Genomic DNA, 24,030 nt, shown 5'->3' with positions numbered 1-24,030 from the left:
CGGGTCAGACGGAGTAGAGGGTGATCGAGGTGGCCTCGATCATGTCCCGGTCCCCCGGGGCGAAGAGGGCGCCGCGGCGGAGGTCGCCGTGGAGGGCGGTCGACAGCTGCAGGGTGAAAGCCCGCAGGTCCGCCCCGTGCTCGCCGGTGATGCCGCGCAGTTCCTCCGGCGCCGGCAGCCGGAACGGCACCGCCTCCAGCCCGCCGTTGAACACGATCAGCCCGGTGCTGCGGCCGCCGGGGACGCCGATCAGCAACTGCAGCAGCCGCTGCCCGGAGTCCGTCCAGGCCGCCTCGGTCATCGGCCGCCCCTCCTCGTTGAACCACTTGAGGTAGCCGAGGTTCCGGGCCGGGTAGGAGTAGGGCTGGCCGGCCAGGAACTCCTTGCGGACCGCGATCAGGCGGCGCGTGGTGGCGAGCATCCGCTCCTGCCGCTCATCGAGCTCCCAATCCGTCCACGAGATCCCGTTGTTCTGGCAGTAGGCGTTGTTGTTGCCGCCCTGGCTCCGCCCGATCTCATCTCCGGCGGTGATCATGGGCACGCCCAGGGACAGCAGCAGGGTGGCCATCAGGTTGCGGGCCGTGGTGGCACGGGCGTCGAGGATACCCTCCTCCTCGGTGGGTCCCTCGGCCCCGTGGTTGTAGGACCGATTGTGGGGGGTGCCGTCCCGGTTGTCCTCTCCGTTGGCCTCATTGTGCTTCTCGTTGTAGGACACGAGGTCCTGCAGGGTGAAGCCGTCATGGGCGGTCACGAGGTTGACGGAGGCCAGGGCGGAGCGCCCGGAGGACTCGAACAGCCCGGCGGACCCGGACAGGCAGTCGGCCAGCCGCGCGGCGGACCCGCCGTGGCCGCCGTGCTCCAGGGCCCCGCGGTCCGCCACCCAGAAGTCCCGGACCACGTCCCGGAAACGGTCATTCCAGTCCGACCAGCCCAAGGGGAAGTGACCGGTCTGCCAGCCGCCGTTGCCCACATCCCACGGCTCGGAGATGAGCTTGGTCCCCGCCAGGATGGGATCCGCCTGAGCGGCCACGAGGAAGGGGTGGCGGGGGGTGAAGTGGTGGCCGCCGTCCCGGCACAGGGTGACGGCCAGGTCGAAGCGGAAGCCGTCGATCTGGAAGTCCGTCACCCAGCGGCGCAACGAGTCCAGTGTCATCCGCACCACCTGCGGATCGTTGAAGTTCAGCGTGTTGCCGCAGCCCGTGGTGTCCAGGTACCGGCCGGAGGCATCATGCCGGTAGTAGTGTTCATCCCCCAGACCGCGCCAGCAGAAGGTCGGTCCACCCGGGCCCTCCTCCGCGGTGTGGTTGTAGACCACGTCCAGCAGGACCTCGATCCCGGCCTCATGCAGCAGCTTGACCATGCCCTTGAACTCGTCCTGGACGGCCTGGGGTCCACGGGCCTGTGCGGCGGCGGTGGCGTAGCCGGGATGCGGCGCGAAGAAGCTGACGGTGTTGTATCCCCAGTAGTTCTCCAGTCCGGCTTGCTGCAGGTGGTCCTCGTCCCGGTGGTGGTGCACCGGCAACAGTTCGACGGCCGTGATGCCCAGGTGACGCAGGTACTCGACCATCACGGGGTGTGCCAGCCCGGCGTACGTCCCGCGCAGTTCGGCGGGGATGCCCGGGTGCAGCTTGGTCTGGCCGATGACGTGGGCCTCGTAGACGATGGTGTCCCGCAGCGGGGTGTGGGGCCGGCCCGCCCCGTTCCAGTCGAAGTCCCGGCGCACCCGGGTGGACCAGTACAGCCCGTCGCGCTCCACCACGGCATCACCGTAGGGATCGATCAGCAACTGGGGCAGGGGCTTCGGCCTCCCGGAGGCCTTGCGGCCCCTCCGGGACACCCCCGCGATCCGACGGTCATGGGCCACCAGCGCGTAGAGGCTGCCAAAGCCCAATCCCGGGACAGTTCCATGGTGCACGTGGTCCGTGACATCTGGCAGCGGTGCCCGGTGCAGATCCGCGGCCGTCGGCACGGCGTCCACCGGGAATGCGGGGTCCGTGTACACCACGTCCAGGGCAGTGATCCCGGGGGCATAGACCGCCAGGTTCACCGCCCCGTCCACCTCCGCGACGCCGGGGACCCGGTCCGCGAGGCCCAGGGGGAAGGGCTGCGAACGGTGCCCGGGCACCGGCGAGGACGTCACCGTCATCAGGACTGGCCTCCCGGCCCGCCTTCCGCGCTCTCCCCGAGCCGGCTGCCGGCGCGCTGGATGGCGATCTCATACAGGGAGATGCCCACCGCCATCGAGGCGTTCAGCGACTCCATGTCCGAGGCGATCGGGATGGAGATGATCTGGTCGCAGTTCTCCCGGACCAGCCGGGACAGGCCTTTGCCTTCCGAGCCGACCACCAGGCACACCGGATCCGTGGCCAACGGCAACCCGGGCAGGGACCGGTCCCCGCCGCCGTCGAGCCCCAGGACGAAGATTCCGAGCTTCTTGAAGTCCTGCAGCATGGTGTTCAGGTTGCCGGCCTGGGCCACGGGGACCCGCACGGCAGCACCGGCCGAGGTCTTCCAGGCCGTGGCGGTCACCCCGGCGGAGCGGCGCGCGGGCACCACCACGCCGTGCGCCGAGAAGGCGGAGGCCGAGCGGATGATCGCCCCGAGGTTGCGGGGGTCGGTGATGCTGTCCAGCGCGATGAACAGCGGCGGGGCCGTGAGGTAGCCCTTCTCCCACTTCTCCATGGTCTGACGGGCCAGCGTCAGGGCATCGGCGTACTCATAGGGCGGGACCTGCAGCACCAGGCCCTGGTGGACGGCGTCGTCCGTCAGGCGGTCCAGCTCGGGCTTGGAATTCTCCATCACCGGCACGCCGCGTTCGGTGGCCAGCTTCAGGGCCTCGCGGACCCGCTCGTCCATCTCGATCCGCGTGGCCACGTGCAGGGCCTTGGCGGGGATGGCGGCGCGGAGGGCCTCGACCACCGAGTTGCGGCCGGCCACGGTCTCGTCAGCGTGCCGCGAGCGGGTGTTGCGACCGCCCGACCGGCCCGGGTTCTTGGCGCTGGAGCGCTCGGAGAGCTGCTTGGTGCGGTGGGCCTTGTGGTAGATGCGGTCCTCGGCCTTGGGCGTGGGACCCTTGCCCTCCAGCGCCTTCCGGCCGAGTCCACCGGTGCCCTTGACGGGCCCCTTCTTTCCGCTGTTCCCGCGGGACGATCCGGAGCGTGGTGCTGCGGCCATGTGGGTGGTGCCTTTCTGGCGACGGTCGAGACTGACCCCCAGTCTACGGCCCCGATCCGTGGCCGCCCGCCGCCTACTGCAGGGACCAGCGGGCGCCGTCGGCGGAATCCTCCACCACGACGCCGGCCGCGGCCAGAGTGTCCCGGATCCCGTCCGCGGTGGCCCAGTCCTTCGCCGCGCGGGCGGCGGCCCGGGCGTCCAGCTGGGCCCGGATCAGGGTGTCGAGGGCGTGGTGGGCCGCCGGGTCCTGCGCGGACTCGGGTTCGGGGACGTCGTCCAGGCCGAGCACCTCAACCATCGACTGCACATCGGAATAGTGCTGCTCCACAGCGTCCTCGTCCCCGGCGGCCAGAGCACTGTTGCCGGCCCGGACCGCATCGTGCAGCACCGCCAGGGCCTGCGGGACGTTGAGGTCGTCCTCCATCGCGGCGCGGAAAGCCGTGGGGACACTGCTGAACTGGGCCACGTAGACGGCCTCGGGGGCCTCCTCGCCGGTGAGGGTGCCGGCGACGGCGGCCGCCTCCTCGCGCTTCAGCTGCAGGTCGGCCACCACATCCGCCCCCCGGTCCAGGAACGCCTCGATCCGCTCGATCGCGGCCTCGGCCTCCTGCAGCGAGGTGGGGCGGTAGTCCAGCTGGGAGCGGTAGTGCGCCTGACCGAGGAAGTAGCGCACCGCCTTCGGGCGGGCCTGCTCCAGCATCTGCTCCGGGGAGATGGTGTTGCCCACGGACTTGGACATCTTCTCGCCCGCATAGGTCACCATCCCGTTGTGCAGCCAGAAGTTCGCGAAGCCGTCCCCGGCCGCGGCGGACTGCGCCAGTTCGTTCTCATGGTGCGGGAAGCGCAGGTCGAGCCCGCCGCCATGGATGTCGAAGTGGCTGCCGAGGTACTTGGTGGACATCGCGGAGCACTCGAGGTGCCAGCCGGGCCGGCCGTTCCCCCAGGGTGACCCCCACGCGGCGGTGGCCGGATCGGTCTCCTTGGCCCCCTTCCACAGCGCGAAGTCGCGGGGATCGCGCTTACCGCGCGGGTCGGCGTCGGGCGCGTCCTGCAGGTCCTCGACCCGCTGGCGGGTGAGCTCGCCGTACGTGGGCCAGGAGTTCACCTCGAAGTAGACGTCCCCGGAACCGTCCGTGGCGGGGTACGCGTGGCCGGCGCTGATGAGGCGCTGGATGAGCGCCACCATCTCGGGGATGTGGCCGGTGGCACGGGGCTCGTAGGTGGGCCGGCGTACCCCGAGGGCGGCGTACGCGCGGGCGAACTCGTGCTCGAACCGGTAGGCGAGGGCGAACCACGGCTCATCGGCCGGGTAGTTCTCGTCCTCCTCGAAGTCCTCGCCGTAGGACGCGGCGGACTTCTCCAGGATCTTGTCATCGATGTCCGTGACGTTGCGGACGCTGGTGACCTGCAGGCCGGTGTACTCGAGCCAACGGACCAGGATGTCGAACACGATCGCCGAGCGCACATGGCCCACATGCGGCATGCCCTGCACCGTGGCACCGCAGTAGTAGAGCGAGACCTCGCCCTCGGTCAGGGGGACGAAGTCCCGCACCGTTGCGGTCTTGGTGTCATAAAAGCGCTGTGCCACGAAAGTGAATACTAGTCCAGCGGGTAGACGAGGGCGGTGGCGACGGCGGCCAGCCCCTCTCCGCGGCCGGTGAACCCCAGCGCATCGGTGGTGGTTCCCGACACCGAGACGGGCGCGCCGGCCGCCGCGGAGAGCACGCGCTCGGCCTCGGCGCGGCGCCGGCCGACCTTCGGGCGGTTGCCGATCAACTGCACGGCGACGTTGCCGATCCCGAATCCTGCCTGGTGGACCAGACGGGCAGCCTCGGCCAGCAGGGCGGCGCCGGCGGCCCCGGACCATTCGGGGCGGGAGGTGCCGAAGTGCTGCCCCAGGTCACCGATCCCGGCGGCGGAGAACAGCGCATCGCAGGCGGCGTGAGCCACCACGTCCCCGTCCGAGTGGCCGGACAGTCCCGTCTCACCCGGCCATTCCAGGCCGGCCACCCAGCAGGCCCGGTCCTCGCCGGCCGCGGCAAAGGCATGGACGTCCGTGGCGATGCCGGTGCGCGGCAGCTTCGGTGCGGCCGGTGCTGTCATCAGTGGTGCTCCAGATTCGTCGAGGTGCCCGAGGCCAGCAGGGCGTTGGCCATCATCAGGTCCAGCTGGGTGGTGATCTTGAAGCCCAGCGGATCACCGGCCACCACGCCGACGCGGTGGCCCGCCGCCTCCATCGCCATCGCGTCGTCGGTCAGCGCCGCAGCACCGCCGGCGCCCTCCTCCGCCAGGCGGTGGGCGGCCTCGAGGGACGTCAAGTCGAAGCCCTGCGGTGTCTGGACAGCCCTCAACTGCGTCCGCTGGAGGGTGCCGGTCACCACTTCCGGGGCTGCGCCGGCCACGGTCTTGATCGTGTCGACCACCTCGACGGCGGGAACGACGGCGGCCGTCCCGGATTCGAGGGCCGTCACCACCGCGCTGAAGACCGCCGGCGGAACGAAGGGCCGGGCCGCATCATGGACGAGGAGCGCGTGCCGCCCGAAGGGACCGCCAGCTGACCCGGCTGACCCGGCTGGCCCGGCTGGCCCGGCCAGCTTCCGCACGGCGGCCAGCCCGGCCCGCACCGAGTCCGCCCGTTCTGCTCCCCCCGGGACCGTTTGCACCGTGACGGCGGTCCGGGCCGCGAAGGCATGGCAGACCTCTCCCAGGGATGCCGCATAGTCCGGGTCCCCGGGGACGACGACGGCGATGGCGTTGAGTTCGATGGCTCCCGCGTCCCGGGCGGCCACCACGGAGTCGAGGCAGTGCTCGAGCATGGTGTGCCCGTCACCGAGCGTGACCATGGCCTTGGGGATGCCGGCCTGGAGCCGTGATCCCGAGCCTGCGGCCACGATGAGGACCGTGGTTCGCATCAGGCGGCGAGGGTCTCGTCCAGCAGCAGGGCGGCGTCATCCTCCGAGGTCTTCTGGGCCAGGGCCAGCTCGGACACGAGCACCTGGCGGGCCTTGGAGAGCATGCGCTTCTCCCCGGCGGACAGGCCGCGATCCTGGTCCCGACGCCACAGGTCACGGACCACCTCGGCCACCTTGATGACATCACCCGAGGCGAGCTTCTCCAGATTCGCCTTGTAGCGACGTGACCAGTTGGTGGGCTCTTCCGTGAACTCGGCCTGCAGAACCCCGAAAACGCGTTCCAGGCCCTCCTGGTCCACGACGTCCCGCACGCCGACCAGGTCGACGTTCTCCGCGGGCACTTCGATCGTCAAGTCGCCCTGGGCCACTTTGAGCTTGAGGTACATTTTCTCTTCACCCTTGACCGTGCGCATCTTGATCTCTTCGATCTTCGCCGCACCGTGGTGGGGGTAGACGACTGTTTCTCCGACCTCAAAAACCATGTGAATGGTCCCCTTTCCCTCCGCAAGAGTTTACCACGTCACATTTGCGTGACCTGTGTCGTTACTTGAACCCGCGGCTGGAAACGACATAATGCACCTCCCCTTCATCCTGCTCCCCGGCACGGCGTCGCAGACGGCATTCAGACGGGGGCATACGGTAGTCTCGAGTCAGCACCGCGCCGTGTGATCACCCGTGTCCGCACACCCGTTGATGCACGGCGCCTGACGTTCGCACCGAGGAGAACCCACCGTGAAGTTCGCCGCTTCCAAGGCCACCACCCGCAACGCCGCCGTGGCCGGCCTGGCCGCCGTCGCCCTGCTGGGCGCCACCGGCTGCAGTGCAGTCAACATGCAGGCCACCACGTTGCAGTACGCGCCGTCCGACGGGATCGTGGCCGATGTGGGCGATGCCAAGCTGCGCAACATCGCACTGATCACCAGTGAGCCCGATGCGGAGTCGCGCTACATCGGCACCCTGGCCTCGGCGACTGGCGAGCCGCTCGAGGTGTCCATCACCGTGGCCGGCACCGAGACCCGCTTCTCCGTGCCGGGCGAAGACTCCCTGGAGCTGGAGGACCCGGCCAACGAGCAGATCATCCCGAGCTCGGGCGGTTTCCCTGGCGGCATGGTGGACGCCACCGTGGAGGTCAACGGGGTCTCCGAGACCGTCGGCATCACCGTCCTGGACGGCACCCTGGAGGAGTACCGCCCCTTCGTCCCGGGCGGGGCCGACCCCTCCGCGGACGATCACCTGTACGAGACTCCTGCCGCCGAAGAGGGCGGCCACTGAGGCATCCCCTCACCACCGCATCACGGCGAAGGGCCGGCACCCACTTCGGTGCCGGCCCTTCGTATGTCCGCTCGTTGACTCGCTGACGGCTTACGGCTCGAATTTGTAACCCAGGCCGCGGACGGTCACCAGGTAGCGCGGGTTGGACGGGTCCGGTTCGATCTTGCCGCGCAGGCGCTTGACGTGGACGTCGAGGGTCTTGGTGTCCCCCACATAGTCCGAGCCCCACACACGGTCGATGAGCTGGCCGCGGGTCAGCACCCGGCCGGAGTTGCGCAACAGCATCTCCAGCAGCTCGAACTCCTTGAGCGGCAGGGACACCTGTTCGCCGCCCACCGAGACCACATGGCGTTCGATGTCCATCCGCACCGGCCCCGCCTGGACCGTGGAGCTGATCAACTCCTCCGGTTCTCCCTGACGCCGCAGCACGGCGCGGATGCGGGCCACGAGCTCGCGGGAGGAGTAGGGCTTGGTGACGTAGTCGTCTGCCCCGAGCTCCAAGCCCACCACCTTGTCGATCTCCGAGTCCTTGGCCGTGAGCATGATGACGGGCACGGTGGAGCGCTGCCGGAGCTGCCGGCAGACCTCCGTGCCGGACTGGCCCGGCAGCTGCAGGTCGAGCAGCACCAGGTCGGCACCCGCCCGGTCGAACTCCACCACGGCCTCGTTGCCGTCGGCCACGACCTCGACCTCGAACCCCTCCTTGCCGAGCAGATAGGACAACGGGTCGCTGAACGACTCCTCGTCCTCCACGATCAGAATGCGGCTCATGATTGGGCTCCTTCCCCGCCTGCCGGGGCAGCAATGCCCCGTTGGTTCACTGGTTGTGCGTGTTGCCCGGCATCGGGCTCCATCTCCGGCAACCGGACCGTGAAGGTCGAGCCGCGTCCCAGCTGGGACCAGACCGTCACTTCCCCGCCGTGGTTCGAGATGACATGTTTGACGATCGAGAGACCCAGTCCGGTGCCGCCGGTCTGGCGGGAGCGGGCGGCGTCGATCCGGTAGAACCGCTCGAAGATCCGGTCCTGCTCCTCCTCGGGGATGCCCACCCCCTGGTCCGTGACGGACACCTGGGCCAGGCCGCGCACCGACCTCAGGCCCACGCCCACGGTGGTGCCGTCCGGTGAATAGCGCACCGCGTTGTCGATCAGGTTGCGCAGCGCCGTCATCAGCTGGTCGTGATCGCCGAACACGGTAGCGGAGACCTCACCCGCCACCCGGATGTCGATGTCCCGGGCCTCGGCCTGCATGCGGGAACGGTCCACGGCCTCGTTGACGATCTTGGTCAGGTCCACCGGCTGCCCGGCCCGGACCGTGTCCTTGCCCTGGAGCCGGGAGAGCTCGATGATGTCCTGCACCAGCGCGGCCAGCCGGGCGGACTCGATGCTCATGCGGCCCGCGAAACGGCGGACGGCGTCCTCGTCGTCAGCGGCATCGTCCAGCGCCTCGGCCAGCAGTGAGATCGCGCCGACCGGGGTCTTCAGCTCGTGGGAGACGTTCGCCACGAAGTCGTGCCGCATGGCCTCCGTCCGGGTGATCTCCGTGCGATCGTCCGCCAGCAGCAGGATGTACTCATCGGCCAGCGGGGCAACCCTCAACTGGACCACCAGGGTGCTCTGGCCCAGGGGGCCGCGGGGCAGCTCGTACTTGCGGTCCACGATGATCCCGTCCGAGCGCACGCGGTCCGTCAGGTTCAGCAGGTCCTCATGGACGAGGTGATGACCACGGACCAGTCCGAAGGCATAGGCGGAGGGGTTGGCCCGGACCACGCCGTTGACGGCGTCCACCAGCACATAGGCGCGGCCGATCACGGAGAGCACTTCGGCGGCACCGTCCGGAACGGACGGCTCGCCCACGGTGAGGTGGACCGCACGGCTGCGCTCGGAGGCCCGGAACGCCAGCATGGCGAGCACCCCGAGGATCAAGCCGATGAGGCCGCACACCACGCCTACGACTACGGGATCCGTCACGCAGACCAGACTACCCATCGCGACGCACGGCGTCGTCAGGTGTCGAGGGCCGGCCCGGTGAGACCACCGCCACCTTCACCGCCGGATCCCTGACGTTACGCGGAGTTCCGGCCCGGCCGGTGGTCCTCAGGGCATAATGTGAACGGGAACGTTCCCGCGGTTCAGATCGTGTTCACCTTGGTCCGCCAGGATGATCGCGGATCCGTGCCTGAAGAGCAGGAACGGCCCGTGGCCGCCTGCACACAGCGGCCCCATCACCGACCAGCCGGATTGAGGACTCATCCATGCGAGAACTGTTCCACGCCGATCTGAAGTCGTTGGGCGATCAGCTCACTGAGATCGCCGGTCTGGTGCGTGAGGCTATGGACAAGTCCCGCGTCTCCTTCGAGGAGGCCGACGTGGAGCTGGCCGAGACGGTCATCACCAATGACGCCCGCATCGACTACCTGCAGACCGCCCTGGACGAGAAGGCCATTGAGCTGCTCGCCCTGCAGGGGCCCGTGGCCGCTGACCTGCGCACCGTCGTCGCCGCCCTGCGCATGAGCTCCTCGCTGGAGCGCATGGGGGACCTGGCCCGCCACATCGCCCAGCTGGCCCGCCGCCGGTTCCCGGACCTGGTGGTCCCCCCCTCCGCCCGTGAGGACTTCCGCCAGATGGCCGAGCACGCCGTGGAGGTCGCCGCCGAGGTGGAGCATTTGCTGGCCACTCATGACCTCAAGCACGCCTCCGCGATCGTGAAGCTCAACGCCACCATCAACGAGCTGCACGCCAAGAACTTCACCTCGGTCGCCGATCCGTCCTGGGATGCCTCCGCCGCCACCACCGCGGACGTCACCCTGGCCTCCCGCTTCCTCGAGCGCTTCGCCGACCACGGCGTCTCCGTGGCCCGCAAGGTCACCTACCTGGCCACGGGCGAGTGGGAGCCGATCATCGCGATCGACTGACCGCAGGGTCAACCCCAGCTGTACGACGTCGGCCGGTCACCTTCCAGCGGAAGGTGACCGGCCGACGTCCTTGTCTGAGGGCTGCGGGTTTCGGAGCTACTTGGAGCCCTGGGCGGCCACCGCGGCGGCGCCGGCTGCCGCGGCCTCCGGATCCAGGTAGCGGCCGTTCGCGGTCACCGGCTTCAAGTGCTCGTCCAGCTCGTAGTACAGCGGGATGCCGGTGGGGATGTTCACCCCGGCGATGTCCTCGTCCGAAATGCCGTCCAGGTGCTTGACCAGGGCGCGCAGGGAGTTGCCGTGGGCGGCCACCAGCACGGTTTTGCCGGCCTTCAGGTCCGGCACGATCTCGGTCTCCCAGTACGGCAGCAGCCGCGTGACGACGTCCTGGAGGCATTCGGTGCGCGGCATGCCCTCACCGAGGCCGGCGTAGCGGGGGTCCTCGGCCTGTGACCACTCGGAGGAGTCGTCCAGCGCGGGCGGCGGGGTGTCATAGGAACGGCGCCAGATCATGAACTGTTCCTCGCCGAACTCGTCCCGGATCTGGGCTTTGTCCTTGCCCTGCAGGGCGCCGTAGTGGCGCTCGTTCAGGCGCCAATCCCGCTTGACCGGGATCCACTGCCGATCGGCCGATTCAAGGGCCAGGTTGGCGGTGGTGATGGCCCGCTTCAGCACGGAGGTGTGCAGGACGTCCGGCAGCAGGCCCTCGGCGGCGAGCATTTCACCGCCCCGGGCGGCCTCCTCGCGGCCCTTGGCGGTCAGCGGCACATCCACCCAACCGGTGAACAGGTTCTTCTCATTCCAGTCGCTCTGGCCGTGCCGCAGCAGGACGAGCTTGTAGGGTGTCTCAGCCATGGCCACATCCTAACGGGACGCGGCCACCCGGCCCGCCGTGCGACGAGAGCCGATCAGTACCCGTAGGGGCGCGAGCCGCCGCTGCCGAAGAGCTTCAGTTCGCCGCGCGGGCCGGCCAGGTACACGGCGGCCACGCACAGGGCGGCGATCTGGAACAGGCTGAACCCGGCGCCCAGGCTGCCGATGGCCCCGGCCATGGACACCAGGCCCACGAACGCCGCCACCCCGGTGAGGAGCAGCCAGAAGGTCTTGGTCTTCTGCCCGGCCCGTTCGAACTGGTCCTTGCCGCGGGTCAGGCAGTCGCCGAAGGCCCAGACGGCCAGCACGACGGCCACCAGGGACAGGGCGATGTAGAGCCAGTTCTCAATGGTCGTGACCAGAATCCACGGGTACATGGGGTCAGCCTACCGCCGCGGCCCGCATCCCGGCCTGCAGGTCATCCCACAAGTCGTCCACGTGTTCGATGCCCACGCTCAGCCGCAGCAGGCCGGCCGGGACGGTGTCCGGTTCGCCGTCGAAGCGCCGGCGGCGCTCGACCAGCGATTCCACGCCGCCCAGGGACGTGGCGGGGACCCAGTGGCGCAGGTTCTGGACCACGGCATCGGCGGCCGCCGCCCCACCCTCCATCACGAGGGTCAGTACGGAGCCGAAGCCACCCTGCATCTGGGCTGCGGCCAGGGCGTGCTGCGGGTGGTCCGGCAGGCCCGGGTAGGTCACGGCGGCCACCGGCAGGGTGCCCTCGCGCCGGGCAGCGTCGATCCGCCGGGCCAGCTCGGCCGCGTTGGCCTGCGAGCGCTCGAGGCGCAGGGCCAGGGTGCGCATGCCGCGCAGCGCCAGGAACGCCTCCATGGGACCGGCGATCGCCCCGTGCAGCGTGCGGTGGGCGTGCAGCTGGCGGTGCAGGCCGGCGTCGTCCGTCACGGCGGCACCCAGCACCACGTCCGAGTGCCCGGCCAGGTACTTGGTCACCGAATGGACCACGACGTCGGCGCCCAGCTCGAGCGGCCGCTGCACCAAGGGCGTGGCGAAGGTGTTGTCCACCACCACGAGGGCGCCGGCGGCGTTCGCGGCCTCGGTGAGTGCGGCGAGATCCGCCACCTCCAACATCGGGTTGGTGGGCGATTCGAGCCAGAGGATGCTGGCGGGATCGCCCGTGCCACGCACGGCCCGGAGGACGGCCTCCGCGTCCGTGACGTCCACCCGCTCCACGGCCAGCCGCCCGGTCTGCTGCAGCGAGTCCAGCAGGGACAGCCCTCCCTGGTAGGCGTGCTGCGGGGCCACGATGCGGCCGCCGTTCGGGGCCAGGTGCAGGGCGGCCGAGATGGCGGCCATGCCGGAGGAGAACAGCAGGGCGGGCCGCTCGGCCGGGTCCTCGACACCCTCCAGGGCAGCCAGCAGCTGCTCCGGGCCGTCCCAGGTGGGATTGGACATGCGCCCGTAGAGCCGCCGGGGCCCCGCCGCGTCCGGCTCCCAACCGACGAACGTGGAGGTGAAATGCACCGGATCATTGACGGGGGCATCCACCTCCCGGGCGGGACGGGAGGCACTGACCAACAGGGTTTCGGGATGCATCCTGAAATCGTACGTCCGGTAGGGGCCCGGGGCTGTGGATCGTTGCCGGTTGTGACGGCACGGGCCGTTAGGCTGGACCGGTGATCGAGCAGCCTTCCACCTCCGCCGGACCCGTCCTCTCGCCGACCGGTCCGCAGGGTCTCTTCATCGCCTTCGAGGGCGGGGACGGCTCCGGCAAGTCGACTCAGTCGCGGCTGCTCGCCGAACGGCTGACGGCCGAGGGACACGAGGTGCTGCTGACGCGCGAGCCGGGCGGGACCGACGTCGGCGAACAGCTGCGCTCTCTCGTGCTGGACCCGGTCCACGCCCCCATCGACCCGGTGACCGAGGCCCTGATCTTCGCCGCCGCCCGATCGGCCCACGTCCGCCAGCTGATCGCCCCGGCCCTGGCCGCCGGCCGCACCGTGGTGACCGACCGCTACGTGGACTCCTCCGTGGCCTACCAGGGTGCCGGCCGGGACCTCGGCACGGACACCGTGGCCGGGATCAACGAGTGGGCCACCGGCGGGCTGCACCCGGACCTGACCGTCCTGCTGGATGTGGACACCGGCACCGCCGCCACCCGCCGTGCCGGCCGCGAACAGGCCGCCGGCGGCACCGGCCCGGACCGACTGGAGTCCGAGCCCGAGCCCTTCCACCAGCGCATCCGCACCGCCTTCACGGACCGTGCCGCTCAGGCCCCGGACCGCTACCTGGTGCTCGACGCCGGCCGGTCCGCCGTCGAGATCGCCGCCGAGGTCTGGGGCCGGGTCGCCGTGCTGCTCGGCAGCGAGGCCGGCCGATGAGCGTGGCACCCGCGTGGGCCGAACTCGCGGGCCAGGAGGCCGCCGTCAGGCAATTGTCCCGGGCCGCGACCATGGACTCCCCCACGCACGCCTGGCTGTTCACCGGTCCCCCTGGCTCCGGACGGTCCAATGCCGCGAGGGCCTTCGCCCAGGCGCTGGAGTGCGAGGTGGAGGACCCGGCGCTGCGCGGCTGCGGGCTCTGCCACGCGTGCCTGACCGTGCACGCGGGGACGCACGCGGACGTGAAGGTCATGGCCACCGAGAACGTCACGTACAAGATCGACGAGATCCGCGAGCTGATCTCCCTCGCCCAGGACCGCCCCTCCTCCGGCCGGTGGCGGATCTTCATCATCGAGGACGCGGACCGCATGACCGAGCGCGCCACGAACGTCCTGCTCAAGGCAATCGAGGAGCCGCCGGCCCGGACCATCTGGATGCTGTGCGCCCCCTCCCCCGCGGACGTGCTCGTGACCATCCGCTCCCGTTGCCGTCCCGTGGGCCTGCGCATCCCCTCGGTGCAATCGGTCGCGGACCTGCTGGTGGACCGCGACGGCCTGGACCCGGCGCTGGCACTGTTCGCGGCGCGGGCCTCCCAGTCGCATGTGGGCATGGCCCGTCGGCTGGCCCGGGATGAGGGAGCCCGGCAGCGCCGTGAAGCCGTGGTCCACCTGCCACTGCGGATCCAGGCGACCTCGGATGCGGTGGCCCTGGCCAAGGAACTGGTGGAGGTCACCCAGGAGGAGGCGAAGTCCTCGGCCGAGGTCCGCAATGTCGAAGAGAAGGCCGGTCTGTTGCGCGCGCTGGGCCTGGGTGAGGACGAGAAGGTCCCGCCCAAGCTGCGCCACCATGTCAAGCGCCTCGAGGACAGCCAGACGGCACGCAACAAGCGCTCCGTGCATGACACCCTCGACCGCGCGATGATCGACCTGACGGGCCTGTTCCGGGACGTGCTGGCCCTGCAGCTGGGTACCGGGGCCGAGCTGGTCAACGAGCACCTGCGGGACGACCTCGGTTCCTACGCCCACGGGGCCACCGCCGAGCGGACCGTGGCCCGGATCGACGCCGTGGCCACCGCCCGCCGGCGCCTGGCCGGCAACGTGCCCCCGCTGTTGGCGCTCGAAGCCATGACGATGAGTTTCCTGCCAGACCGCATCCTGGACCGCCGTCCGGGCGAGCAGGTCTGACTCACTGACCACCGCCTGACCACCGTCCCGAAAGGACCCCGCGTGCGCCTGCACCCCTTCCCCTCCGCTTCCGGTGCCATCGCCGCCGTCTTCGCGACCGCCCTGGTGCTCACCGGTTGCACCGCGGACGGTGGGCCGGATGGTGGGCCGGACGCCGGAGTTGCGGAGCCGACGTCGGGCACCGCCGCCGTTCCGGAGGGGCTGGAGGACCTCTACGCCCAGGAGCCCGCGTGGCAGTCCTGTGAGCAGGACGTCGGCGACCTCGAGTGCGCCACCGTTGAGGCCCCGCTGGACTATGCGGATCCGGACGGTGAGCGGATCGAGCTGGCCCTGATCCGGACGGGAGGGGCCGAGGATGGCGCCCCGCACCTGCTGTTGAATCCCGGCGGCCCGGGGGCGTCCGGGGTGGACATGGTGGTGGACTCCCTGGACTTCGTGGTCTCCGGAGCCGTCCAGGACCACTACGCCGTGGTGGGCTTCGACCCGCGCGGCGTATCCCGTTCGGCGCCGGTGGAGTGCCTGTCCGACGAGGAGATGGATGCGGCCCGCGAGGAGCACATCGATCCGTCCACGGACGAGGGCCTGGACCAGGTCCGGGAATCCGCCCGAGAGTACGCGCAGGCCTGCGATGAGAACACCGGTGAGGTCCTCGGCCACGTGGACACCGACTCCGCGGCCCGGGACATGGACCTGATGCGGGCCGTGCTGGGCGATCAGCAACTGAACTACCTCGGCTTCTCCTACGGCACCTCCCTGGGTGCCTCCTACGCCGAGCAGTTCCCGGACAACGTGGGCCGGATGGTGCTGGACGGGGCCATGGACCCGTCACTCGACGAGTTCGAGGTCAGCCTGGGCCAGGCTGAGGCTTTCGAGGAGGCCATCACGGCTTGGGCCGAGTCCTGCCTCGCTGGCCCGGACTGCCCCCTCTCCGGCACCGCCGAGGACGGCGTGGAGCAACTCCGCGAGCTGCTGGCCCAGGTCGAGGAGTCTCCGCTGACCTCCTCCGACGGGCGGCAGGTCCCGGCCGCCACCTTTGTCGCGGGGCTGATCACCCCGCTGTACGCGGACGAGAACTGGCCGATGCTCACCCAGGCCGTCGCCGATGCCATGAACGGCAACCCGGACCTGATGCTCTACCTCGCGGATCTGAACGCCGGACGGGACGAGGACGGCGAGTACGGCTCCAACATCAACGACGCCTTCACGGCCATCAACTGCCTCGACTCCACCGCGGCGTCCGACACCGAGACGCTCCGGAGCCAGGCCGAGCAGCTGGATGAGGCGTCCCCGACCATCGGCCGGTTCCTGGCCTACGGCGGGGCGAACTGTGCCGAGTGGCCCGAGAAGCCGGTGGACGAGCCCGCCCCCGCCAGCGCTCCCGGGGCAGCGCCGATCGTGGTCATCGGCACCCAGGGCGACCCCGCCACCCCGTACGAGTGGGCCCCGGCGTTGGCCGATCAGCTCGAATCCGGGGTGCTCGTCTCCTGGAACGGTCAGGGCCACACCGCCTACGGCCGGGCCGGGGAGTGCATCGGGACCGCCGTGGACGGGTACCTGATCGAGGGTGAGGTGCCCGAGGACGGGCTCACCTGCGACTGAGGCGTCTTGGCCCGCTGATCAGCAGGTCAGCAGCCCGCGCCGGTCACCAGGGCCGGGACGTCCCGGATCGAGGGCACGACGGCGGCCGCACCGGCACCCCTGAGGACGGCCTCATCGTGGTAACCGGTCAGCACCCCCACGGTCAGCCCGGCGCCAGCCCGCTGTCCGGCCCGGATGTCCCCGGCCGTGTCCCCGACCGTCATGACCGAGCGGACATCCTCGAGATCCAGGGCCAGCAGTGCCGTGAGGATCATGTCTGGATAGGGTGCGCCACGGCCAGCGTCCGAGGGGCACAGGCTGAGATCGGAGACGCCCATCCAGTCCAGTGACTCCAGGATCATGTTCTGAGTATGCCGGGCGAAGCCGGTGGTCAGCACGATCTTCATTCCCGCCTCCCGGAGCGCGGCCACGGCCTCCGCGGCACCGTCCACCGGGCGGACGCCGCGTTCGGCCAGCAACCGGTCATAGGTGGCCTCGAAGCACGCATTGGCACGGCGGGCCGCCACCGGGTCCTCGGCGAAGATCGAGCGGAAGATCTCATGCCGCGAGGTGCCGCGTGCCTCACGGAAGTAGCCCACCATCGCGTCCGAGCGAGAGCCGCCGGGTTCGATGCCCTCCTGCAGGATCGCGGTGTTGAAGGCCTCGTCCTGGAGGCCTCCCTCATCCACGGTGGTGCCGGACATGTCCAGGACGGCCAGCTTCAGCGGACGCCGCGAACGGACATCCCGGTGGGGTTGGGCGTTGGCAGGCATCATCACAACTGTCCTCCCGTAGACAGACGGCCCGGCGGATGCCGGGCCTGTCATCATGTTCGGACCACTCCACCGCAGCGACCTGTCCTGCGGTTGGACGTGAAGTGAACGTCATCTGTGGGTTGTGAACGCCCTGTGCCCCTTCTGCTTTTGCCCGGCGGGGCACCGGCCCGCTATCATCGATAGCCGTGGCACCCCCGGGTGTCAGCGTTCGCCTCCTTAGCTCAGCTGGCCAGAGCAGCTCCCTCGTAAAGAGCAGGTCGCCGGTTCGAATCCGGCAGGGGGCTCAGACAGGAAACGCGCCGTTGAGGGAATCTTCTCCCGCAGCGGCGCGTTTTCGTCTCCGGTCCCAGCGGGCCTGCTAGGCCTGCGACCTGCTGAACCTGGCGACGCGTCCTCAGGCTCCCGGGCGGAACCCGGCAGCCTCTTCCGCCTCTTCCACGGCAGCCACGACCTTCTCGGCACGCCGTCCCACCGAATGCAGGGAGGCCTGGCCGAGCCGGAACAACGCCGCGGCCTGGGCAGTGGTGGCTAAGTCGTTCGCGGCCCTGGACAGGATGCGGTGCACATCGCTGCCCGAGGCGGGGACCTGCAGACCAGCCCCGGGGTGGTGGCGGTGGGCCTCCACGCACAAGTGGCGTACCCGGGGCGCCAGCTCGGCCAGTACGTTGCCGGCGTTGACCAGCCCATTCAACTCGTCCTCGGGGATCGTGCCCTCGGCGCGGGCCTCCTGGACGACCTGCCAGTACCGGTCCAGCGAGCGGATGAACCAGTCATGACTCCGGCGCCAGAGTTCGGTTCCGAGCTCCGTCTCATCCTTCTTGGCCTGCCGGCGCCGCGCGAACGGTCCGGCCATCAAGGCCTCTCCCCGGTCACCAGGAGGATCTTGCCCGTCCGGTCCGCCTCTTCAAAACGGTCCTGGGCCGCCGCCACGTCTTCCAGGGCGAACACCGCGTCCGTGGTGCTGCGGATGGCTCCGGTGGTCACCAGGGGCCAGACATGTTCGGCCACCTCCCGCATGATCCCGGCCTTCTCCTCCACTGGTCGTGGACGCAGCATCGTCCCGGTCACCACAGCGTTCTTGCCCATGACCTTGCCGATCGGCAGGGTTCCGGAGGCACCGCCCTGCAGACCGATCACCACCAACCGCCCGCCGCGCGCCAGTGCGGCCACGTTCTTCTCCAGGTACTTCGCACCCATCACGTCCAGAATCACGTCCGCGCCATGGCCGCCGGTGATCTCGTTCATCCGGGCCACGAAATCCTCCTCGCGGTGATTGATGGCCACCTCGGCGCCCAGTTCGAGACTCCGCTGCACCTTCTCCGCGCTACCAGCGGTCGCCACGGGACGCGCACCCAGTGCCTTCAACAATTGCAGAGCGAACGAGCCGATGCCGCCGGTGCCGCCGTGCACGAGCACCCAGTCGCCTCGGCCCACGCCGGCCTGCTGGACCAGGTTCGACCAACAGGTGGCCGCGACCTCCGGGAGGCCGGCCGCATCGGTGAGGGAGACGCCGTCGGGCACCGGGACCACCTGTCCGGCGGGGACCACCACGTACTCGGCATAGCCGCCGCCCGCCAGCAGGGCACAGACCGGCGTGCCGAAATCCCAATTCCCGACGCCGGCCCCGGTCTCCTCGATCGTTCCGGAGACCTCCAGCCCGGGCACCTCCGAGGCCCCCTCTGGGACCGGATAGTTGCCCGCCCGCTGCAGCAGGTCCGCGCGATTGATGCCGGCAGCAGTGACCTTGATGAGGACCTCACCGGGCCCCGGAGCAGGGAGTGCCTGGTCCTCCACCGCGAGGACCTCGCGACCGCCGGCGCCGGTGTACGTCACGGCCCGCATGGTGTGGTGATGAAGCTCCTGGGACATGGTCCTCCCCTTCTCTGGTGGCTGGCCAACGAGTCTTTCAGCGTTGCTTCTAGGCTACTCGCGTGGCTTGGTTGCATGGTCGCGCGAGCTGTCTCCCAACGCAACGTTGACCCCAGCGCCGATCTCCTACTCCGTGGCGTCGTTCTTGGGGGACGCGTCGAGCCGGTTCGCGGACCTCCTAGCACGTCGCTGGGGATGTGGTCCGGCAGGGTGGCGGTCACTGTGCTGTTCGTGGAGCAGGCGATCACCCGTGACTGTCCATGTTCCTTCAGCGGTGGTTCGTTCAGTGATGGTCCTGTCGATGGGTGTTCTGGAGCTGGTGGTGGGGTGAGGGGACGGGGGTGATTGGTGTACTCATGACCGGTGGGGGTAGTGACACGGAGTTCGCCGGCGGTGGCGTGGTGGGTCCAGCCGAGGTTCTCTTTGGTGTGGTTGCAGCGCACGCACAGTCCGGAGGCGTTGTCCCAGGAGGTGGGCCCGCCGTCGCGGTGGGGTGTGGCGTGGTCGATGTGCCGGATCGGGGCATCGCAGTACGGGGTCCGGCAGATCCCGTCTCGCAGGAGCACCATGTGCCGCAACAGGCCGGAGAAGACGCGGCGATGAGAGTCCATCGCGACGAGTTGACCGGTGCCAGGTGAGGTGTAGAGCCGACGGATGAAGACTTCGGCCTCGGTGTCCGCGATCATACGGCGTGCGACTGGTGCGGGGATCGGACCGTGACCGGGCAACCACGCCGGGAGATCGGCGTCTACGCCGGCGCCCGTTTCGGTGCCTGCACGTACGTTTTGGCCGCCAGTGTTGGCTGTATCACCAGCGAGTCCGGCGGCGTTGAGGAGGGCGGTATCGGTCATGATCAGTTGGATCTCGAGGGGGACGTCTTCGGCGGTGGTCTGTCCGGTGAGGCGCTGGACGAACAGGTCGGTGAGGACCTGCTGTGGGGTCCTCTCGGCGGCGTCGCCTTCGGCGATGGTACTGGCAGCGGCCGTGGTGAGGTTTTGATAGCAGGCGCTGGCCTGGGCGATCGGGAGCAGCGCGGTGAGGTAGGCCATGCCCGGGTTGGTCTGTGCGGGCTTCAGGCTCACATGCCGGTCGCGGCAGGCTTGTTCTTGGCGTTGGAGGGCAGCGGCGGGGTCTTGCCCTTGGGCTGCGGCTTGGGCTTCCTGGACGAGTTGGCGGTGGCCGAGGAATTCGATCCGGTCGGCCAGGGCGGTATCGGCGGCCCGACGTTGGGGTGAGGTGAGCCAGTGGGTTTGGCGGTCGATCGCAGCAGCCTGATCTTCACTGATGCGTCCAGCGGTCAGGGCCTCCAAGGTGTGGGGCAGATCCGCCGTCAGGTTCAAGGCCAGGCGGAGGTGTTTGGAGCCCCGGGCCCCGGTGCGGCGGGCCAGGCCAACCTCACCAGGAAGGCCACGACCCCGACGAGCCTCGGGGATGCCGTGGGCGGCTTCGGACTGGGTGCGGTGGGCATGCAGGGCAGCGGTCTCGCGGGCCTGGGCGGCGGCACAGGCCGCTTTCAGCGCTTCCAGGGCCCGGATCCGGTCGATGGACTCTGCTTCGGGCCCGTCCGGAGACGCGATGGCCCGCCGCGCGTCCAGCTCATCAGGGCTGACGGTCGCGGCAGGGACCATCAGCGCCAAGGCCTGGCGCAGGCCGATGAGGTGAAGCGCGTTGACCGGAACCGGGACGAGCGGAACCCGCGCACCGGCGGCTGCAGTGCTACCGGAAGTGCCGCCGTCGGGCCGGGGCACTTCACCTTCGCGCCGCTGACTCCGCTGAGATTCGAACATGTGTACTACTCTACGAAGGTGGCCGGACACGATAAGCAGCGGCGGCCCGAGTTGTGGATGAAGTTTGGAGTTGGCCCACCTGTGCAGGACTGAGGCGGCACAGGCAGGGGGAACGGAACAGTCCCGGACATGGACTGCCGTGAGACAGGTAGGCTGTTCGGGGCCATTAGAATGGCCCCCTGGGATGGTTGTCCGAGCGGCCGAAGGAGCTGGTCTTGAAAACCAGTGTGCGGTAACCCCGTACCAAGAGTTCGAATCTCTTACCATCCGCCCTGCACCAACCACGATGCCGTGGCAGTCGAACCGGTTGCCACGGCATCGTGGTCTTTTGGATCTGGTCTTCACAGATCCTGCCCTGTACCGTTCCCTCCACCGTTACCGGAATTTCACCCGGCGGTGATCAGATGACAGGGCTGCCACGTCAGTGGAAGTCGACCAGCGCCGGTACATCCCCATCACCGGCGGGTCCGCACCGTCCAGGGGAACCAAAGAGGGAATCACATGTCTCTGCAGTCAAGGAAGTCCTTGCTGGCAGGTGTTCTGACCGCGGGGCTCGTTGCCGCTCCCGCCGTCGCACTGCCTGCGTCTGCCACCACCGAACCACCCGCGCCGGCCTCCACAGGGGCCGGCGCTTCTGTGTCCACCGATGAGGCCGTGAAGGCCGCCGCCGAGCCGGCGGCTGAGGGCACCGAGAAGATCTCCATCCTCAGCTTCAACGACTTCCACGGGGCGTTGTCCGAGGAGTACGCAGGCACCCTCTTCTCCCACACGGTGGAGGGATACCGCACCGCGTTCGAGACGGCCAACGGCGAGGGCTCCACCCTGCTGACCTCCGCCGGCGACCTGATCGGGGCCTCCGCCTCCGTGTCGAACGTCCAGGCCGACGAGCCGACCCTCGAGATCATGAACCAGCTGGGCCTCGCCGTGTCCGCCGCCGGGAACCACGAGTTCGACAAGGGCCTGGACGACCTCACCGGCCGTGTGGCCGACATCGCCGACTTCAACTTCCTGGCCGCGAACTTCGTGGACCCGGAAACTAAGGAGCCGGTCATCACCGACCACGAGATCTTCGAGGTCGACGGTGTCGACGTCGCCGTGATCGGTGCCGTCCCGAACAACCTCTACGCGACCACCACCGGATCGGGCCTCCAGGGCAACGAGGTCATCGACCTGGTCGAAGCCGTCAATGGCGTGGCCGAGGAGATCGAGGCCGCCGGGACCGCGGACGTGATCGTGGCCACCTACCACGACGGTGCCTCCGGCAACGGCGACCTGGCCACCGAGGTGGAGAACTCAGCGGTCTTCGATTCCATCGTCAACGGCACCGATGAGTCCGTGGACGTGATCTTCAACGGCCACACCCACCAGACCTACAACTATGAGACGACGGCCGGAGAGACAGAGCGCCCGGTGGTGCAGGCCGGGCAGTCCGGCAACCTGCTGGCCACCGTCGAGCTCACCATCGATTCAGAGACCAAGGAGGTCGTGGACTACTCCTCCGACCTCGTCGAACGAACACCTACCCCGATGACCGGCGCCGGCGACGATGCCACGTTCGACCCGACGGCCATGGACGCCCTCGTGGCGGACTCCACCGAGACGGTCCAGGCCATCTACGAGACCGAACAGGCCGCCGTCGCCGAGTTCGACGAACTGAAGAACACCGTGATCGGCGAGATGGACTCCTCCATCACCACCGATTACCAGACCCGCATCGAGGAGTCCGGCGCTTGGCGCGCCGGTGGCACCCGCCGCCAGGAGTCCACCCTGGGCAACTGGGCCGCCAACGCCCTCAAGGACCGCATCTCCCTGAGCAACCCCGAGGTGGACCTCGGGGTCACCAACTCCGGCGGCCTGCGCGCCGAGCTCCTGCACGACCGACTGACCGACGGCGGCAAGTTCCCGAACAAGGCAGCCGACATGGTCGGCAAGGTGAGCCTCGGAGAGATCCTGGACTTGGCCCCGTTCGGCAACACCCTCACCTACTTCGACATCCCGGGCTCTTCCCTCAAGCAGGTGCTCGAGGAGAACTGGCAGGAGGGAAACAAGACCCTGCACCTGGGCTGGTCCGAGGAGTTGACCTGGACCTACGACGAGTCGCGGCCCCAGGACGACAAGGTCACCGGCATCTGGATCTCCGGCGAGCCGGTGTCCATGGACGAGATGTACACCATCGGCACCCTGTCCTTCCTCGCCGACGACTCCTGGGTGGGCACTGAGAACTCCGCCCCGGACGGCTACGAGGGCTTCGCCATCGGCCAGGAGAACAAGGTCGATCTGGGCATCATGGACAACCAGGCCTTCCAGGAGTATGTCCAGGCCGAGACCGCAGCTGCCGGCGACATCCGCCCGGACTTCGCCAAGAAGGCAGTGGAGGTCAAGGGCGCCACCGGGACCGCCGCCCCCGGAGCTCAGCTCTCCCTGACACTGGAGAACCTGGAGATGGATTCCGACGGAGCGGGCGATGCCACCTCGGTCTCCGTGGCCTTCCAGCCGGCAGAGGGCGAGGCCGTAGAGGTCGGAACGGTGGACGTCGCAGCAGACGGCGAGTCCGCGGACCTGTCCACCTTGCAGGCACCCGAGACCACCGGCGTGGGCGAACTGGTCATGACCGTGGCCTACGACGACGCGTACGAGTCCACCACCGAGGTCCGCTCGGCCCTGACGATCGGCACCGACGTCCCGAAGGACTTCACGGACAATCAGCCCGGTTCGGTGTACTACGCACCGGTGCGGTGGATGCAGGCTGCCGACGTGACCACTGGCTACACTGACGGCACTTACCGCAAGGCGGCCGAGATCACCCGTGGCGAGTCCGTGGCCTTCTTGCAGCGCTACCTGGCCCCCGACTACACCACCGACCCGGCCGAAGCGGTGTTCCCGGACGTGCCCGCTGGCGCCCCGCACTTCACCCCGATCGCCTGGGCCGCCGACGACTCCGACGGCGCCAACGGTGCCGGCCCCGTCTCCGAGGGCTACGCCGATGGCACCTTCCGGCCCGGCCAGGACGTGACGCGTGCGGAGTTCGTGACCTTCCTCTACCGGGCCGCTGATCCTGAGGGCTTCACCGCCCCCGAGGTCTCGGTGTTCCCGGACGTGCCGTCCTCCGGCTCGTACTACGAGGCGATCTCCTGGGCCGCTGCCGAGGGACTGGTCAACGGCTACCACGGCGGCGAGTACCGCCCGTACGACCCGATCAGCCGCGGCGAAGTCGCCAAGGTCATGCACCAGTACGACCTGACCGATATCGACTGACCGAGGCCGTCGCCGCCCTCCACCTCTCCACCCGCACAGTGACCCCTCCCCCGCAGCAATGACGGGGTGGGGTCACTGTGTGCCGGGCATCATCCCAACG

Annotated in this window: 21 protein-coding genes and 2 tRNA genes; 8 read left to right on the top strand and 15 right to left on the bottom strand. The window is 69.3% G+C overall.

Annotation, left to right across the window (positions count from 1 at the left end):
• Positions 1-4: 4 nt before the first annotated feature.
• The 6 genes from glgX to C8E99_RS14840 all read right to left on the bottom strand — a co-directional run bounded on the left by glgX (position 5) and on the right by C8E99_RS14840 (position 6,568).
• Complete coding sequence (gene glgX / locus C8E99_RS14865) at positions 5-2,146, bottom strand: glycogen debranching protein GlgX (protein WP_115932955.1); 2,142 nt, start codon at positions 2,144-2,146, stop codon at positions 5-7.
• The gene (gene rlmB, locus C8E99_RS14860; RefSeq protein WP_115932954.1) at positions 2,146-3,174 is read right to left on the bottom strand and encodes a 23S rRNA (guanosine(2251)-2'-O)-methyltransferase RlmB; all 1,029 of its coding nucleotides are present in this window, start codon (positions 3,172-3,174) and stop codon (positions 2,146-2,148) included. The genes glgX and rlmB overlap by 1 nt, the downstream gene beginning before the upstream one ends.
• Positions 3,175-3,247: 73 nt before the next feature.
• On the bottom strand, positions 3,248-4,762 hold the full coding sequence (gene cysS, locus C8E99_RS14855; RefSeq protein ID WP_115932953.1) for a cysteine--tRNA ligase: 1,515 nt from the start codon (positions 4,760-4,762) through the stop codon (positions 3,248-3,250).
• An 11-nt stretch (positions 4,763-4,773) separates the two neighbouring features.
• The gene (gene ispF, locus C8E99_RS14850) at positions 4,774-5,277 is read right to left on the bottom strand and encodes a 2-C-methyl-D-erythritol 2,4-cyclodiphosphate synthase (protein ID WP_115932952.1); all 504 of its coding nucleotides are present in this window, start codon (positions 5,275-5,277) and stop codon (positions 4,774-4,776) included.
• The gene (locus C8E99_RS14845; RefSeq protein ID WP_115932951.1) at positions 5,277-6,086 is read right to left on the bottom strand and encodes an IspD/TarI family cytidylyltransferase; all 810 of its coding nucleotides are present in this window, start codon (positions 6,084-6,086) and stop codon (positions 5,277-5,279) included. The genes ispF and C8E99_RS14845 overlap by 1 nt, the downstream gene beginning before the upstream one ends.
• Complete coding sequence (locus C8E99_RS14840; RefSeq protein WP_115932950.1) at positions 6,086-6,568, bottom strand: CarD family transcriptional regulator; 483 nt, start codon at positions 6,566-6,568, stop codon at positions 6,086-6,088. The genes C8E99_RS14845 and C8E99_RS14840 overlap by 1 nt, the downstream gene beginning before the upstream one ends.
• 250 nt (positions 6,569-6,818) lie before the next feature.
• Here C8E99_RS14840 and C8E99_RS14835 point away from each other — a divergent pair, with 250 nt between their 5' ends.
• Positions 6,819-7,358 carry a hypothetical protein gene (locus C8E99_RS14835; RefSeq protein ID WP_115932949.1) on the top strand — a complete coding sequence of 180 codons (540 nt, stop codon included), beginning with the start codon at positions 6,819-6,821 and terminating at the stop codon, positions 7,356-7,358.
• 90 nt (positions 7,359-7,448) lie between these two features.
• Here the strand turns inward: C8E99_RS14835 and C8E99_RS14830 are convergent, their stop codons facing one another.
• Together C8E99_RS14830 and C8E99_RS14825 are read right to left on the bottom strand one after the other, a co-directional pair.
• Positions 7,449-8,129 (bottom strand): response regulator transcription factor, encoded by a 681-nt coding sequence (locus C8E99_RS14830; RefSeq protein WP_115932948.1) that lies wholly within the window; start codon positions 8,127-8,129, stop codon positions 7,449-7,451.
• Positions 8,126-9,262 (bottom strand): sensor histidine kinase, encoded by a 1,137-nt coding sequence (locus tag C8E99_RS14825; protein ID WP_245952494.1) that lies wholly within the window; start codon positions 9,260-9,262, stop codon positions 8,126-8,128. The genes C8E99_RS14830 and C8E99_RS14825 overlap by 4 nt, the downstream gene beginning before the upstream one ends.
• Before the next feature lie 350 nt (positions 9,263-9,612).
• Between C8E99_RS14825 and phoU the strand changes: the two genes are divergently transcribed.
• Positions 9,613-10,272, top strand: a complete 660-nt coding sequence (phoU, locus tag C8E99_RS14820) for a phosphate signaling complex protein PhoU (protein ID WP_115932946.1) — start codon at positions 9,613-9,615, stop codon at positions 10,270-10,272.
• Positions 10,273-10,368: 96 nt separating this feature from the next.
• Here the strand turns inward: phoU and C8E99_RS14815 are convergent, their stop codons facing one another.
• From C8E99_RS14815 to C8E99_RS14805, 3 genes are read right to left on the bottom strand one after another with little or no spacing between them, the layout of a single operon-like run.
• The gene (locus C8E99_RS14815) at positions 10,369-11,124 is read right to left on the bottom strand and encodes a phosphoglyceromutase (protein ID WP_115932945.1); all 756 of its coding nucleotides are present in this window, start codon (positions 11,122-11,124) and stop codon (positions 10,369-10,371) included.
• 53 nt (positions 11,125-11,177) lie between these two features.
• Entirely contained in the window at positions 11,178-11,519 is a 342-nt protein-coding gene (locus tag C8E99_RS14810) for a DUF2516 family protein (RefSeq protein ID WP_115932944.1), read from the bottom strand.
• Between the two features lie 4 nt (positions 11,520-11,523).
• The gene (locus C8E99_RS14805; RefSeq protein ID WP_115932943.1) at positions 11,524-12,696 is read right to left on the bottom strand and encodes a trans-sulfuration enzyme family protein; all 1,173 of its coding nucleotides are present in this window, start codon (positions 12,694-12,696) and stop codon (positions 11,524-11,526) included.
• A gap of 80 nt (positions 12,697-12,776) precedes the next feature.
• Here C8E99_RS14805 and tmk point away from each other — a divergent pair, with 80 nt between their 5' ends.
• From tmk to C8E99_RS14790, 3 genes are read left to right on the top strand one after another with little or no spacing between them, the layout of a single operon-like run.
• Positions 12,777-13,481, top strand: a complete 705-nt coding sequence (tmk, locus tag C8E99_RS14800) for a dTMP kinase (protein WP_245952386.1) — start codon at positions 12,777-12,779, stop codon at positions 13,479-13,481.
• The gene (locus C8E99_RS14795) at positions 13,478-14,665 is read left to right on the top strand and encodes a DNA polymerase III subunit delta' (protein ID WP_115932942.1); all 1,188 of its coding nucleotides are present in this window, start codon (positions 13,478-13,480) and stop codon (positions 14,663-14,665) included. Before tmk ends, C8E99_RS14795 begins: the two co-directional genes overlap by 4 nt.
• Positions 14,666-14,707: 42 nt before the next feature.
• Entirely contained in the window at positions 14,708-16,264 is a 1,557-nt protein-coding gene (locus C8E99_RS14790) for an alpha/beta hydrolase (protein ID WP_245952385.1), read from the top strand.
• A gap of 26 nt (positions 16,265-16,290) precedes the next feature.
• On the opposite strand, the gene C8E99_RS14785 is transcribed toward C8E99_RS14790, so the two are convergent.
• Positions 16,291-17,019, bottom strand: coding sequence for an HAD family hydrolase (locus C8E99_RS14785; protein ID WP_245952384.1), 729 nt, complete (start codon positions 17,017-17,019; stop codon positions 16,291-16,293).
• 210 nt (positions 17,020-17,229) lie between these two features.
• On the opposite strand from C8E99_RS14785, the gene C8E99_RS14780 reads away from it, so the two are divergent.
• Positions 17,230-17,303 (top strand) — tRNA-Thr (locus C8E99_RS14780).
• 110 nt (positions 17,304-17,413) lie between these two features.
• On the opposite strand, the gene C8E99_RS14775 is transcribed toward C8E99_RS14780, so the two are convergent.
• Genes C8E99_RS14775 through C8E99_RS14765 form a run of 3 tightly spaced genes read right to left on the bottom strand, consistent with a single transcriptional unit; the run spans position 17,414 to position 20,675 of the window.
• Positions 17,414-17,872 carry a hypothetical protein gene (locus C8E99_RS14775; protein WP_115932941.1) on the bottom strand — a complete coding sequence of 153 codons (459 nt, stop codon included), beginning with the start codon at positions 17,870-17,872 and terminating at the stop codon, positions 17,414-17,416.
• On the bottom strand, positions 17,872-18,888 hold the full coding sequence (locus tag C8E99_RS14770; RefSeq protein WP_245952383.1) for an NAD(P)H-quinone oxidoreductase: 1,017 nt from the start codon (positions 18,886-18,888) through the stop codon (positions 17,872-17,874). The genes C8E99_RS14775 and C8E99_RS14770 overlap by 1 nt, the downstream gene beginning before the upstream one ends.
• Positions 18,849-20,675, bottom strand: coding sequence for an HNH endonuclease (locus C8E99_RS14765; protein WP_115932939.1), 1,827 nt, complete (start codon positions 20,673-20,675; stop codon positions 18,849-18,851). Before C8E99_RS14765 ends, C8E99_RS14770 begins: the two co-directional genes overlap by 40 nt.
• A 182-nt stretch (positions 20,676-20,857) precedes the next feature.
• Here C8E99_RS14765 and C8E99_RS14760 point away from each other — a divergent pair.
• A tRNA-Ser gene (locus C8E99_RS14760) sits at positions 20,858-20,945 on the top strand.
• Between the two features lie 366 nt (positions 20,946-21,311).
• Positions 21,312-23,930: a 5'-nucleotidase C-terminal domain-containing protein gene (locus tag C8E99_RS14755; RefSeq protein ID WP_245952382.1), complete on the top strand. Its 2,619-nt coding sequence runs from the start codon at positions 21,312-21,314 to the stop codon at positions 23,928-23,930.
• The last annotated feature ends 100 nt before the right edge of the window (positions 23,931-24,030 follow it).

This window comes from Citricoccus muralis, from assembly GCF_003386075.1.
Taxonomy (GTDB): domain Bacteria; phylum Actinomycetota; class Actinomycetes; order Actinomycetales; family Micrococcaceae; genus Citricoccus; species Citricoccus muralis.
This window is presented reverse-complemented; position numbering and strand designations above follow the sequence as displayed.